This window comes from Clostridioides sp. ES-S-0048-02, assembly GCF_020658495.1.
Classification (GTDB): domain Bacteria; phylum Bacillota; class Clostridia; order Peptostreptococcales; family Peptostreptococcaceae; genus Clostridioides.
The window spans coordinates 1-13,119 of the sequence record NZ_JACVWH010000021.1; the positions used below are offsets into that span (position 1 = coordinate 1).

Sequence of the window (13,119 nt, forward strand, 5' to 3'; positions counted from 1 at the left end):
CTAGAAAACAAAATCTATATAACTGTGTATTTACAAAATTATAATAATCGTATGAACTACCGATATAAGCAGTCAACATATGTGTACACTTATTCATTTTATCTCTAAACATATAAATTATTATCCCGCTAAAAAACTTTCATAAAAACAAAAAGAACTATATATTTTTGGTAACTGGATGACATAATTTATAAGAATTTTATGAATCTTAGTCCCTATAGCTTTGCGTCAATAAATTTCTATAGTTTTGCTGATTTAGTTTTATTCTACAATTACAATGATATATTAGAATTAATTATTATTCAACATACATGTCAGAAAATTAAAAATTTTAATAGTTATCTTAATAATATGAAAATTATTTCGCCTTAAAGAACAAAACAAATGGGTTGAATATATGGTAAATTTTACCTGTAGTTTTTGTATAAAAAAGCTCCTATTATTAATTTAAGCTAGATTGAATTTGAGGAAGTGACATAAAAATGGAGCAACAAGAGGTAATAGACAAACTACGTAGAGGAGAATTGATATTGATGGAATATGTGTGGAGGAAAAAGTCTATTCTATCTAAAAAAGAAATAATATTAGCAATGCAGGAGAGGTATAAATGGAGGAAAAGCACTACAGAAATTTTACTTAAAAGATTAGTAAAGATGAAAGTATTAAATAAGAAAAGAGCAGGTTTTAAATCAAATTATAAGGTACTAGTAACTAAAAAAGAATATTTAAGTGCTAGAAAAGAAGAAAGATATACAAGTAGAGATAATAACTTTTTTATAAGAATATTTACAACGATACATAAAATAAATAATGTTATAGAAGAAAAATCAAAAAGATTTATAAAAAATATGCAAAACATAGCAAAAAGATAATTTTATGTTTATATAGAAAGAAGGAATATATTATGTTGAATAAAAAATTGCCAGATGCAGAATTGAAACTCATGAAATTCATTTGGAACTCTGGTTATAAAACTGTAATATCAAAAGATGTTGCAGATGAGATAGAAAAAACGTATGGCTGGAAACATACAACTACAATTACACTTTTAACTAGACTAACTAAAAAGGGTTTTTTAATATCTCAGCGAATTGGAAAACATGTACACTATACAGTATTAGTTAAAGAAAAAGAATATCTAAAATTGGAAGGTAAAAGAATTTTTGGAGGTTTACATAATAATCCTCTCTCAGAACTAATTTCAAAGCTACATAATGGAGAAGAAATAACAGAAGATAAAATAACAGAAATAGGGGACTGGATAAAAAGTTGGAAGGATGAAGATTAATAGATGAAAGGTAGCGACTAATATAAGTGCTACCTTTTTATTGTTGTGGATAATTTTGTGGATAAGATGTGGAAAAGTTATGTAAAAAATGTGGATAAAATATTTTACTGACATTTAACTGACATAAAAGTTAGGATTTAATTTTCAAATGTTGAAATACCAATGAAAAATCACATAAAAACAGAAAAGATATTATTTTAATAAGGAATAATAAATATATAGATTATAAAAGGTTAAATCTAGTTAACAAATTTTAATAGCAGATATAAATAATAAATTACGTGTAGTACGTATTATTACTTATATCTGCTATTTTATTGTTGCCAAATATAGTTAAATTGTAAAGTAAATGTCAAATATAGTCCAAAAAGTAAAATTAATGTTAAAAAAGTGAATATAATTTTACACTTGTTTAACTTAAACCTAATATAGATTTAACTTAAAAAAAGTAGAATAAAAATATAGAAAATTTAATAATGACGAACTTATAAAAATTTAAATTTTAAATACAGAACGAAAATAAATAGGTATATTTTAATGGGAGGATATTATGATAGTAAAATCTAGGTTAGTAGGTTTAGAAAAAAATGACAATAATGGAAATAAGACTAAATATATAGTCGAAAAAGTAGCAAAAAATATATTTCTATTAAGTGCTTTAGTAGCAGTCGCAAGTTTACTTTTGATAATAGGATTTGTATTTTATAAAGGGTTAAGACCTTTTATATTTGAGGGATACTCATTTATAGATTTTTTAACAGGTGCGGATTGGGTTCCTTCAGCTAATAAGTTTGGAATATCATCTATGATAGCAGCATCAATAGTTGCTACAATTGGTGCACTTGTAATAGGAGTACCAATTGGAATATTAACATCTGTATTTATAGCAGAAGTAGCACCTAAAAGATTAGCAAAAATAATGTCACCAGCAGTTGAACTTCTGGCAGGTATACCTTCAGTACTATATGGGGTGTTTGGCCTTGCAGTAATAGTTCCAATGATACAAAGTATATTTAATCTTCCAAAAGGACAGAGTTTATTAGCAATAATAATAGTATTAGCAGTAATGATGCTTCCAACAATAATATCTGTATCAGAAACAGCTATAAGAGCAGTACCAAAAGCATATAAAGAGGGTTCATTAGCACTTGGTGCATCAAAAATAGAAACAATATTTAAAGTTGTATTACCAGCTGCAAAGTCTGGAGTATTAGCAGCAGTAGTACTAGGCGTAGGAAGAGCTTTAGGAGAGACAATGGCAGTAATACTTGTTGCAGGAAATTCACCAGTTATGCCAACTTCTATAACAGATAGTGTAAGACCACTTACAACTAATATAGCACTTGAAATGGGATATGCATTTGGGACACATCAAGAAATGTTATTTGCAACTGGAGTAGTATTGTTTACATTTATATTAATTTTAAACTTAGTTTTAAATAAACTTTCAAATAAGGCGGTAAATTAAGATGAGAAAGTTCAGAGAGAATATATTGAAATTATTAGTATATCTATCAGCATTATTTACAATAGTATCATTAGTAGTTATAGTAGGATTTATATTTATAAAGGGAATCGGAAATATGAATTTTAACTTCTTATTTAGTAATTATTCAGCATCAGGTGATGGTGGTATATTCCCAATGATAATTACAACATTATATACTGTATTGGTTTCTATAATTGTAGCAACACCAATAGGAATCTTAGCAGCTATATATTTACAAGAATATGCTAAAAAAGGAAAAGCAGTTACAGCTATAAGGTTTGCCACTGAAAGTTTGTCAGGAATACCATCTATAGTTTATGGGTTATTTGGAGGAATTTTCTTTGTAGTTACCTTAAAAATGGGATATTCAATAGTTGCAGGGTCACTTACAGTTGCAATAATAATATTACCAGTAATAATTCGTACAACAGAAGAAGCTTTAAAGACAGTTCCTCAATCATATAGGGAATCATCTCTAGCATTAGGAGCTACTAAATTTCAAACTTTATATAAAGTAGTACTTCCAAGTGCAGTACCAGGAATTTTGTCAGGAGTAATATTGTCAGTTGGTCGTATAATTGGAGAATCAGCTGCTATACTACTTACAGCAGGTACTGTAGCTAAGATGCCAGGAGGAATATTTGATAGTGCAAGAACACTAACTGTACACTCATACTTACTAACTAAAGAGAGTGGAGACATAGCGACAGCAGCTAGTATAGGTATTGTTTTAATAGTAATTGTATTAGTATTAAATATGTTAGCAAGATTTGTTGCTAAGAAGTTAAATAAGGCTAATTATTAAATTTAAGAGGTGTGAATGATGGAATTAATCAATAAAATAAAAATGAGTGTAAAAGATTTGGATTTATTTTATGGTGACAAACAAGCTCTAAATAAAATAAATATGGATATAAAAGAAAATAAAGTTACTGCCTTAATAGGTCCATCTGGATGTGGAAAATCTACTTTTATAAGAACATTAAATAGAATGAATGACCTAATAGAAAATGTAACAATTACAGGGACTATTTCCGTTGATGGAGAAGATATCTATACTTCAGATGATGTTATAAACCTTCGTACAAAAGTAGGAATGGTATTTCAAAAACCCAATCCATTTCCTATGAGTATATATGATAATGTTGCATATGGACCTCGTACGCATGGGTTAAGAGATAAAAAGCAACTAGACAAGATAGTAGAAGAAAGTTTGAAGGGAGCAGCTATTTGGGAGGAAGTTAAAGATAGGCTTAAATCATCTGCATTAGGATTATCTGGAGGACAACAACAACGTATATGTATAGCGAGAGCAATTGCTATGAGACCAGAAGTTATACTTATGGATGAACCTACATCTGCTTTAGACCCAATTTCAACATTAAAAGTAGAAGAACTTATAGAAGATTTGAAAAAGGACTATACAATAGTCATAGTTACACATAATATGCAACAAGCTGCTCGTATATCAGATGAAACAGCTTTTTTCCTAAATGGAGAGGTTATAGAATTTAGTGATACAAAAACTATGTTTACTACTCCTGTGGATAAAAGAACAGAAGACTATATAACAGGTAGATTCGGTTAAAATATATAACTATAAAGGAGTTAGACAATGGTCAATAATAGTTTAGATATAAGTATTGATACTTTAAAAGAGCAGACAGTACTTATGATGGAAAAATGTGAAGAGGCAATAGAAAAGTCTGTAACTTGTATGATAGAAAAAGATTTAGAGGGTGCAAGAAAAGTAGTGGATGATGATGAAGAAATAAATAAATTGAGAGAAGAAATAAGAGATAAAAGTATAGAATTAATAGTGCTAAAACAGCCAATGGCGAGAGACTTAAGATTTATTTATTCTTTGGGAAACATATCAATAGAATTAGAACGAATTGGAGATTATGCAGCGAATATAGCTAGAGAAATGTTGAAAATAGGTGGAGAAGCTTATATAAAAGAGTTGATAGATATACCTAAAATGGCAAAGGAATGTAAAAATATGATGTCTCAAACTAGAGAGGCTTTAATATCATTTGATGCAAGTATAGCTTATAATGTTGGAAGTAAAGATGACATTGTAGATGATTTATATGAGCAAGTACAAATTGATTGTTTAAAAATAATGCATGAAAATTCAAATACAATAGATCAAGGTGTAAAACTTTTACTTATAGGAAGATACCTTGAACGAATTGGAGACCATATAACAAATGTATGTGAAAAAATAATCTTTGCAATTGAAGGTAAAATGGTAGAGATAGGATAAAAAACTGCTTTATAGCAGTTTTTTTATTGTCTAAATTAAAAAGCAATTGTTAAAAAAATGCGATTAATGGGTAAATTTAAAAAATTGTGATATACTAGGAACATATTAAATATGAGGATGCGTATTTTATATAAGGTGCTTTTAGGAGGTGGAAATTTGAAACTTCAAAAGATGGGTATGAGGACTATAAAGACAGGAATTAGTGTAACTTTATGTATGCTTCTTGGTAATTATTTAGTTGAGAATATGTTTTATTCTCTAGTAGCATGTATAATTTCTGTTCAGGACACAGTGAAAGGTTCTTTAAAGACAGGAATCAATAGAGTAGAAGGTACTATTTTGGGTGGTATAATAGGATTTTTATTTGCTATCACCAAAGCAGGAGACCCATTTTTATGTGGTCTTGGTGTAATGTGTTCAATATATCTATGTAATCTGTTTAAAATAAAGTCAGTAGTTGTTGCCTGTGTCACTTTTCTAGCCATACATCTAGGTGTAGGAAACAATGACCCCGTATACTATTCTTTACACAGGGTATTAGATACATCTGTAGGAGTTTTATTTGGTGTACTCGTTAATTATTATGTTGCTAGACCAAACTACCTAAATAGTGTTATAGATGAGTTTAAAAAAATAGAAGAACTTTCAATGTTGCTTATTGAAGAAAAAATACTTAGAAAAGAAAATCTAGATGTAGAAAAATTTGAAGAAGAAGTAGAAAAATTGGAAGAAATATATTCAAAACTTATCGACGAGCTAGACTATAGTTTAAGTGAAACCAATATAGAAAAAATAGAAAATGCCTTAAGGATATGTAGAGAAATCCACTTTCACATGCAATCTATAGAGTTACTAGAAAATAAACTCTATTTAAAAGAGCATACATATAAATACCTTAAGAAAACATATGGTGTGGATGAACTGGATTGGAACGTAGATGAAGAAAAAAGTCCAGTGTTTAACTATCATTTAATGAAAATAATGCTTGAAATAGAATTATTGAAAAAATTAAATAAGTCATATCAATAATAGTCAATAAATAATAAATAAAAAATAGTATCTTTGTAAATATTAAACATATATAAGTTTAATTTACGGAGGTACTATTTTTTATGAATACTATAAATGATAATTCTAAAATATTAGAAAGATACAAAATGAAGCTTTTTGGAGAACTTGTAAAGGCAGTATGGAATGAGGATACAGAAGATATTGAAAACTTGCCTGAAAAAATTTTAAGTGAAGAGTTAAACGAAAATTTAGATAGTCATTTTGATAATCAATTTGACAAAGATACTATGGTGAATTTAATCAGGGTAACTATGGGATTGGATGTAACAGGAGATACAGATAAAAACCTAAAAGATGCATTGCACGAAGCTGTAAATTTGGATGAAGTAAAAAGACCAATAATATCTATAATATCAGATGCTTGTAAATATTGTGATGAAAATAATAAAGAAGATGAGTCATGCAATATAAGAAATAAGCATATTAATTGTAATGAGGAAGATACATGTAGTGCCTGTGGTGATTGTGTGTCAAGATGTAAATTAGGTGCGATATCAGATAAGATTGAATTCATACCAATGATAAAGCTATTAAAAGATATAAAAAGTCCCGTATATGCAATAGTCGCACCAGCTTTTGTAGGTCAATTTGGAAAAGATGTAAGTCCTGGTAAGTTAAGAACTGCATTAAAAAAGATAGGATTTGAAGATATGATAGAAGTTGCTTTAGCAGCAGATATGCTTACTGCAAAAGAAGCATATGACTATTATGAGCATATGAAAAAGGACGAAGAAGGATGCTTTATAACTAGTTGCTGTTGCCCTATTTGGGTTAGCTTAATACAAAATAGTTTTCCTCAAATATTAGATAAGGTATCACCATCTGTGTCACCTATGATTGCTTGTGGTAGAGCTGTAAAGATTTTAAATCCAGAGGCTAAAGTTGTATTTATAGGCCCTTGTATGGCAAAGAAGAAAGAAGCAATGTTGGAAGATATAAAGGATGCAGTTGATTTTGTACTTACGTTTAAAGAATTACAGGAAATATTTGATGCATTAGAACTAAATCCAGCAGTAATGGATGAAAGTAATAGAGTAGAAGCATCTCTTTCAGGTAGAGTTTATGCTAGAACAGGGGGTGTAAGTAAAGCAGTCAAATTATCAGTTAGAAGAATTGATAAAAACATAAAGTTTAAAGAAAAAGCATTTGAAGGAACAAAAGAATGTATGGATGGTCTGAAGAAAGTTTTAAATAAAGAGATAGAGGCTACTTTCATAGAAGGAATGGGTTGCGTAGGAGGTTGTGTAGGAGGTCCTAAGCGTATTTTAAGTGTAGAAGAAGGTACTAAGAATGTTGATGAATACAGTGAAAGTACAAATATGGAAACACCATTTGATAATTTAAATGTTCTACAATTTTTAACTTCTATGGGAATAAAGAGAGTAGAATCATTGGGAGAAAAAGAAGAAGAACAAGTAAAGAAAATATTTAGCAGAGACATAAAAAGTAATAAGAAGGACAATAAATATAAAAAATAATTTTTTTAGTTTGAGTTTATGTTTTTATAAAAAGGGAGATATGGGGGATGAAAATTAAAGATAATAAAACTGTTTTTCATGTAATTATACGTGTATTTCTTGTAGCTGTTTTAATTTTAACTGGGACATTATTAGAAGAAAAAATTAACAATGTTCCAGTTGAAAATCTCAATACAAAAGATAAAACTACATTAGAATTACTTTCTCAAAATAACACTTTAGGAGAAATTATATATAAAACATCTCAAGAAGAGAGGAAAGGACCAGGAGCTACATCTGAAAAAGTTGCATACATAACAATAGATGATGGACCATCAAAATATACAAATGCGTTGCTCGATATTTTAAAAGAAAATGATGTCAAAGCGACATTTTTCATGCTTAATCAAAATATGAAAAACCACAAAGAAGAGGTGAAGAGAGTCTTAGAAGAACAAAATTCGATAGGATTTCATAGTGTAAGTCATGATATACATAAGTTGTATAAGAGTCCAGAAGTAACAGTTGGAGAATTTGACACATGTAATAAAACGCTACAGGATATAACTGGTCAAAGCTCAAAGTTAATAAGACTACCATATGGAAGTAAGCCATATATGCCAGAAGGTTCATACGATAAGCTTATGGCAAATAATTACCTAATTTGGGATTGGAATTTAGATACACAAGACTGGAAATCGTCCACAAGTCAAATAGTTAGTAATATTTTATATTATGGAAGAAAAAGAGATGAATTAGTAGTATTAATTCATGAAAAAGAACAAAGTGTAAATGCTTTAAATAATATGATAAGAATTTTAAAAGAGAGAGGATATACTATATTGCCAATTACAGAGAATGTTATGCCTAAAAACTTCTGGCAAGAAAACCTATAGTGAACTTTAAAAAATATAAAATAAAGCATTTATAAAATATAATACATAACTTAATTACATTTAAAATATTATAGTTAAAATGTCATATAGGAAAATAACATATAAAGTGAAACTAACATAAAATTGATAAAATAGTAGTAAAAATGTCAATAAAGTAATAGAATAATTATTGACTATGTAAAACAAAATAATTTAAAAAAATAGTATAGATTATAATAATTAGCATAGAATATAAAAAATGATAATTGGGAAAATTCAGAAAAAATAAAATAAAAATAATTGACAAAGAGAATAATATTTGTATATAATAATATATAATATTAAAGACTAAGAAGAAGAGGAGTAAGTAAATACTACTAAAAGAGAGGAAAATTCACTGGCTGTAAGATTTTCTAAGTATAAGGTTTGCTGAATGTAGCTTTGGAGTTTCTAAACTGAACTATTAGTAAGTTTAGACGGTTAGAATCGTTAAATTCTTTGAGAGTCAAAGTTATTAAGATTGTCATTAACTATTAATTTAATTATGTGTTGATGAATTTTTAATCTTTGGAATTAAGGTGGTAACGCGAGCTTTTCGTCCTTTTAAAAGAGGATGAAAGGCTCTTTTTTATTCCCAAAAATATTTAAAAAATTTATTTATAAAAATATAGGAGGCAATACAATGGAAAATACGAACTTATCAAAAACTTATAATCCTAAAGATTTTGAGGCTAGGCTATATAAAAAATGGATGGATGAAGGGTATTTTAAATCTAAACCAAACCCAGATAAAAAACCATTTACAATAATGATGCCGCCTCCAAATATAACAGGTCAATTGCACATGGGACATGCTCTTGACCATACTCTTCAAGATATACTTATTAGATGGAAACGTATGGATGGATATGAAGCTTTTTGGCTTCCAGGAACTGACCATGCTTCTATAGCAACTGAAGTTAAAGTTGTTGAAAGAATAAAAAAAGAAGAAGGTAAGACTAAATACGAAATAGGAAGAGAAGAATTTTTGAAGAGAGCTTGGGCATGGAGAGACGAATTTGGAGGAAAAATAGTTAATCAGCTTAAACAATTAGGAGATTCTTGTGATTGGGATAAAGAAAGATTTACTATGGATGAAGGTTGTAATGAAGCAGTTATAGAGTTCTTTGTAAACCTATATGAAAAAGGACATATATATAGAGGGAATAGAATAATAAACTGGTGTCCAGACTGTAAAACTACTTTATCAGATGCAGAAGTTGAGCATGAAGAGCAGGATGGAAACTTTTATCATATAAAATATCCATTAAAAGATAGTGAAGACTTCTTGGAAATAGCTACTACTAGACCTGAAACAATGATAGGGGATACTGGTATAGCTGTGAATCCAGAAGATGATAGATACAAACACTTAATAGGAAAAACAGCAATACTTCCATTAGTAGGAAGAGAACTTCCAATAGTTGCAGATAGTTATGTAGATTTAGAGTTTGGAACTGGTGCTGTTAAGATGACTCCAGCTCATGACCCTAACGATTTTGAAGTAGGTTTAAGACATAATCTTGAGCAATTAAATACAATGAATGAAGATGGAACTATGAACGAAGTTTGTGGAAAATATGAAGGTATGGATAGATTTGAGTGTAGAAAAGCCATCATAGCAGACTTAAAAGAACAAGGATATCTAATCAAGATAAAAGAGCATAATCACAATGTAGGAACTTGTTATAGATGCCATACAGTAATTGAGCCTAGATTATCAGAGCAATGGTTTGTTAAGATGGAAGAACTTGCAAAACCAGCTATAGAGATTCTTAAAAAAGGAGAATTAGAATTTGTTCCAGATAAATTTGATAAAACTTATTTACAATGGTTAGAAAATATAAGAGATTGGTGTATATCAAGACAATTATGGTGGGGTCATCAAATACCAGCTTACTATTGTCAAGAGTGTGGAGAAATAGTAGTTGCTAAAAAGATGCCAGATAAATGTCCTAAATGTGGAAGCACTCATTTTAAACAAGATGAAGACGCACTAGATACTTGGTTTAGTTCTGCATTATGGCCTTTCTCTACCCTAGGATGGCCAAATAAGACAGATGCATTAGATTATTATTATCCAACAAGTGTACTTGTTACAGGATACGATATAATATTCTTCTGGGTAGTTAGAATGGCATTTGCAGGTATGTTCTGTATGAATGAAAAGCCATTTGACCATGTACTAGTTCATGGCTTAGTAAGAGACTCTCAAGGTAGAAAAATGAGTAAATCTTTAGGAAATGGTATCGACCCATTAGAAATAATCGAGCAATATGGAGCTGATGCACTAAGATTTACATTAACAACTGGAAATTCCCCAGGAAATGATATGAGATTCTATATGGAAAGAGTAGAATTTGCTAGAAACTTTGCTAATAAATTGTGGAATGCATCAAGATTTGTATTTATGAATATTGATGAGGAGATAATTAAGAATATAAATAGAGAAAATGTAAAAGATAATTTAACTCTAGCTGACAAATGGATAATATCAAGAGCCAATAATATTGTAAAAGAAGCTACTAATAATATGGATAAATTTGATTTAGGGATAGCATTACAAAAGATATATGATTTTACTTGGTCAGAATACTGTGACTGGTATATTGAAATGGTAAAACCTAGATTATATGGAGATGATACAGATGCTAAGTCTGCTGCTTTATATACATTAACTTATGTACTTGAAAAAATATTAAAATTACTACATCCATATATGCCATTTATAACAGAGGAAATATATACTCATCTTCCTACTGTTGAAGGTTGTATAATAGTATCTGAATGGCCAAAATATAATGAAGAAGATAATATGGTTGATGAAGAAGAAATGATGAGTTTATTAATGGAAGGTATAAGAAGTATAAGAAATGTGAGAGCAGAAATGAATGTACCACCTTCTAAGAAAGCTAAATTAATAATAGTACCAAGTGAAGATAAGATAGAAACTATTGAACTTGGTAAGGATTATTTTATAACTTTAGCATCTGCTTCAACTGTTGAGATAGCAAAAGACAAATCAAATGTACCAGAAGATGCAGTTGGTGTAGTTATTGATGGTGTTGAAATATTCATACCTCTTAATGAATTAGTTGACTTTGAAAAAGAAATTGAAAGGCTATCTAAAGAAATGAAAAAGTTAGAGGGAGAGATAAAGAGAGTTAATGGAAAACTTGCAAATCAAGGATTCTTAGCAAAAGCTCCTGAAAGCTTAATAGAAGAAGAAAAAGCTAAAAAAGAAAAATTTGAAGAAATGATTAAATCTGTTGAGGAAAGATTAGCAAATTTAAAAACTAAAGTAAAATAAATGTGTGGGATAAAAACATACAAAGAGTACTAAATATGTATTCTTTGTATGTTTTTCTTTCTATGTAGATAAATATGATGTTATAATTTTTTAGAGATATGTGATATTTTTATCTTATTATGACTGTATTAATTTTATATTTTTGAACTTTATAATCAATAAAAAATTGATATATTATAATATTTAATATAGGATAATAAATACATGTTGCGTTTGTTTTCCTATATTTTTTATGTTGTATAGTTAAAAAAAAAGATAAATATGTCAAAAAATAAGTTTATATATCAAAAATAATTGTTATGAGTAATTTAATCGACAATTTAAATTTATATCAAAATTTAAATATAAAGCTAGTTAGATACAGTTTGTAAATTGAAATAAAGTAAACTAAATGATATTTTAGATTTGGAGGTGATATTATGTTTAGGGTAGTTATATGTGATGACGAGAAAATACAAAGAAGCATACTAAAAGAGTTTGCAGAAAAACTGTTGTCTGAAAGGTGTCTAAATTATCAAATATTGGAATTTTCCTGTGGAGAAGATTTACTCTCCAAATACCCAGAAAAAATTGACATTATATTTTTGGATATCCAAATGAAAGATATTAATGGAATTGAGGTGGCTAAAAAAATAAGAAAATTTGATGAAAAGGTAGAGATTATATTTACGACAGCTTTTTCAGAGTATGCCCCACAAGGTTATGAAGTTCGTGCTTATAGGTATTTAGTAAAACCTATAGAGTATAGTAATTTCGCAATGGGTGTAAATCTTTGTATTGACAACCTTCAAAGAAAGAAGGAGCGTTATATAGTTTTGTACAATAAAAAAGGATTTAACAGAATACTGATAGATTCTATTTTGTATGTTGAAACTGTAAAGAGAGATTTAGTTGTACATACATCAGGTAGAGATTATAAAGCTAATATGAGTATGAAACAAGCGGAAAAGTTATTGTGTGAAAATGGCTTTTTTAGATGTCATACAAGTTTCATTGTTAACTTGAGAAGAATAGAAGATATTGGTGACAATATGATTACTATTAATGAAAAATTTATACCTATTAGTAAGTACAGACTTAAAGATTTAAAAGCAACTTTAACAAGCTTGTTATGTGATATAATGTATTAATTTTGAAAAAGGTAAAGAAATATAGTAAAAAATATTTAATGTCATCACAAAGCTATTGATTCAAAGCTGTCTTAATGTAGAAGAAATTTTCTATATTAAGACAGTTTCTATTATGTAAAGTGGTAATTTAGTAGTTATCAATATTGTTTTATATGTAAGGTATCCCAATTATAATCTGTATTAATTTAATT

At 28.6% G+C, this 13,119-nt stretch carries 11 protein-coding genes, 1 riboswitch and 1 other annotated feature; all 11 genes read left to right on the forward strand.

Going from position 1 to position 13,119, the window contains the following annotated elements; translation table 11 throughout:
• Positions 1-166 precede the first annotated feature (166 nt).
• A riboswitch (cyclic di-GMP riboswitch) is annotated at positions 167-262 on the reverse strand.
• Between the two features lie 220 nt (positions 263-482).
• The 11 genes from IC173_RS17530 (at position 483) to rgaR (ending at position 12,928) form a co-directional block, all read left to right on the forward strand.
• Positions 483-872: a BlaI/MecI/CopY family transcriptional regulator gene (locus IC173_RS17530; protein WP_227855991.1), complete on the forward strand. Its 390-nt coding sequence runs from the start codon at positions 483-485 to the stop codon at positions 870-872.
• A gap of 32 nt (positions 873-904) precedes the next feature.
• Complete coding sequence (locus IC173_RS17535) at positions 905-1,288, forward strand: BlaI/MecI/CopY family transcriptional regulator (protein WP_227855992.1); 384 nt, start codon at positions 905-907, stop codon at positions 1,286-1,288.
• Between the two features lie 550 nt (positions 1,289-1,838).
• The gene (pstC, locus tag IC173_RS17540; protein ID WP_227855993.1) at positions 1,839-2,756 is read left to right on the forward strand and encodes a phosphate ABC transporter permease subunit PstC; all 918 of its coding nucleotides are present in this window, start codon (positions 1,839-1,841) and stop codon (positions 2,754-2,756) included.
• Position 2,757: 1 nt separating this feature from the next.
• Complete coding sequence (pstA, locus tag IC173_RS17545; RefSeq protein ID WP_227433689.1) at positions 2,758-3,582, forward strand: phosphate ABC transporter permease PstA; 825 nt, start codon at positions 2,758-2,760, stop codon at positions 3,580-3,582.
• An 18-nt stretch (positions 3,583-3,600) separates the two neighbouring features.
• Positions 3,601-4,365 carry a phosphate ABC transporter ATP-binding protein PstB gene (pstB, locus tag IC173_RS17550; RefSeq protein WP_227433690.1) on the forward strand — a complete coding sequence of 255 codons (765 nt, stop codon included), beginning with the start codon at positions 3,601-3,603 and terminating at the stop codon, positions 4,363-4,365.
• Positions 4,366-4,392: 27 nt separating this feature from the next.
• On the forward strand, positions 4,393-5,046 hold the full coding sequence (phoU, locus tag IC173_RS17555) for a phosphate signaling complex protein PhoU (protein ID WP_227433691.1): 654 nt from the start codon (positions 4,393-4,395) through the stop codon (positions 5,044-5,046).
• A gap of 156 nt (positions 5,047-5,202) precedes the next feature.
• Positions 5,203-6,075, forward strand: a complete 873-nt coding sequence (locus tag IC173_RS17560) for an FUSC family protein (protein ID WP_227433692.1) — start codon at positions 5,203-5,205, stop codon at positions 6,073-6,075.
• An 83-nt stretch (positions 6,076-6,158) separates the two neighbouring features.
• Positions 6,159-7,595, forward strand: coding sequence for a [Fe-Fe] hydrogenase large subunit C-terminal domain-containing protein (locus tag IC173_RS17565; protein ID WP_227433693.1), 1,437 nt, complete (start codon positions 6,159-6,161; stop codon positions 7,593-7,595).
• Between the two features lie 47 nt (positions 7,596-7,642).
• Positions 7,643-8,470, forward strand: coding sequence for a polysaccharide deacetylase family protein (locus tag IC173_RS17570; protein ID WP_227433694.1), 828 nt, complete (start codon positions 7,643-7,645; stop codon positions 8,468-8,470).
• Positions 8,471-8,790: 320 nt separating this feature from the next.
• Positions 8,791-9,055 (forward strand) — a binding site (T-box leader).
• Between the two features lie 76 nt (positions 9,056-9,131).
• Positions 9,132-11,798: a valine--tRNA ligase gene (locus IC173_RS17575; RefSeq protein ID WP_227835082.1), complete on the forward strand. Its 2,667-nt coding sequence runs from the start codon at positions 9,132-9,134 to the stop codon at positions 11,796-11,798.
• Between the two features lie 419 nt (positions 11,799-12,217).
• On the forward strand, positions 12,218-12,928 hold the full coding sequence (gene rgaR / locus IC173_RS17580) for a two-component system response regulator RgaR (RefSeq protein ID WP_227433696.1): 711 nt from the start codon (positions 12,218-12,220) through the stop codon (positions 12,926-12,928).
• Positions 12,929-13,119: the final 191 nt, after the last annotated feature.

Excerpts from the sequence above, each read along its gene's own strand:
- IC173_RS17530 (WP_227855991.1), top strand. The coding sequence starts at position 483 with ATGGAGCAACAAGAGGTAATAGACAAACTACGTAGAGGAGAATTGATA.
- IC173_RS17535 (WP_227855992.1), top strand. The coding sequence starts at position 905 with ATGTTGAATAAAAAATTGCCAGATGCAGAATTGAAACTCATGAAATTC.
- pstC (WP_227855993.1), top strand. The coding sequence starts at position 1,839 with ATGATAGTAAAATCTAGGTTAGTAGGTTTAGAAAAAAATGACAATAAT.
- pstA (WP_227433689.1), top strand. The coding sequence starts at position 2,758 with ATGAGAAAGTTCAGAGAGAATATATTGAAATTATTAGTATATCTATCA.
- pstB (WP_227433690.1), top strand. The coding sequence starts at position 3,601 with ATGGAATTAATCAATAAAATAAAAATGAGTGTAAAAGATTTGGATTTA.
- phoU (WP_227433691.1), top strand. The coding sequence starts at position 4,393 with ATGGTCAATAATAGTTTAGATATAAGTATTGATACTTTAAAAGAGCAG.
- IC173_RS17565 (WP_227433693.1), top strand. The coding sequence starts at position 6,159 with ATGAATACTATAAATGATAATTCTAAAATATTAGAAAGATACAAAATG.
- IC173_RS17570 (WP_227433694.1), top strand. The coding sequence starts at position 7,643 with ATGAAAATTAAAGATAATAAAACTGTTTTTCATGTAATTATACGTGTA.
- IC173_RS17575 (WP_227835082.1), top strand. The coding sequence starts at position 9,132 with ATGGAAAATACGAACTTATCAAAAACTTATAATCCTAAAGATTTTGAG.
- rgaR (WP_227433696.1), top strand. The coding sequence starts at position 12,218 with ATGTTTAGGGTAGTTATATGTGATGACGAGAAAATACAAAGAAGCATA.